The organism is Bradyrhizobium glycinis, from assembly GCF_016031655.1.
GTDB lineage: Bacteria > Pseudomonadota > Alphaproteobacteria > Rhizobiales > Xanthobacteraceae > Bradyrhizobium > Bradyrhizobium glycinis.
The window spans coordinates 1-718 of the sequence record NZ_JACCHQ010000078.1 but is presented as its reverse complement, the minus strand read 5'-3'; the positions used below and the strand labels follow the sequence as shown (position 1 = coordinate 718).

The 718-nt window shown below is 60.3% G+C and carries 2 protein-coding genes; one reads left to right on the top strand and one right to left on the bottom strand.

Features of this window, described 5'->3' with window-relative positions; translation table 11 throughout:
- The coding region (locus HZZ16_RS36960) for an ISAs1 family transposase (RefSeq protein ID WP_197955778.1) at nt 1-289 on the top strand (289 nt) is incomplete at its 5' end.
- Nucleotides 290-444: 155 nt separating this feature from the next.
- On the opposite strand, the gene HZZ16_RS38550 is transcribed toward HZZ16_RS36960, so the two are convergent.
- Nucleotides 445-718, bottom strand: a 274-nt coding sequence (locus HZZ16_RS38550) for an ISAs1 family transposase (RefSeq protein ID WP_197954195.1), incomplete at its 5' end; no start/stop codon positions are given.

Sequence of the window (718 nt, the reverse complement as noted above, 5' to 3'; positions counted from 1 at the left end):
ACGCTACTTCCTGATGAGCCAAAACTACAGTCGAACGCAGGTTTTGCGCATTGTACGCACCCATTGGACCATCGAAAACGGCCTGCACTGGCCGCTCGATGTCATCCTCGCCGAGGATCTGGCCCGCAATCGCAAGGACAACGGCCCGGCCAACCTTGCCGTGCTCAGACGACTCGCCCTCAACGTCGCCAGAGCTCACCCCGATACAAAAATCTCCTTGCGCCTCAAGCTCAAGCGCGCCGGCTGGAACGATACCTTCTTCTTCGAACTCCTAGGCCACATGCGATAGCCCTGCCCTGGAGGGGGAGGGTCGATCGCGCGAAGCGCGAGCGGGGTGGGGTGATCTCTCAACATGGGCAGTGTGCGACGTGGAGACCGTCACCCCACCCCGCTTCGCATTTCGCTTCGCTACATGCGAAGCGACCCTCCCCCTCCAGGGTAGGGCTATCGCATATGAGCGAGGGCGGAGAGAAGGAAGTCGTTATTCCATCTGGCTTCGAGCATTTTGTGGCTGGTGCGGGCAGGTCCAGGTGTTGCCTGCAGCGTATTGATAGCCAGCTTGCGGATGGCTGCGAGGTTTTCGGCAGCATGGCCTTTCCGGCTGCGGCAAGCGTCCTCGTCGAACAGAACGTCGAGAACCCAGTGCAAATTGTTTTCGATGCCCCAATGAGCGCGCACGGCTTCAAGCAGCTTCTTGGCTGGGAGCGGACGCGATGCC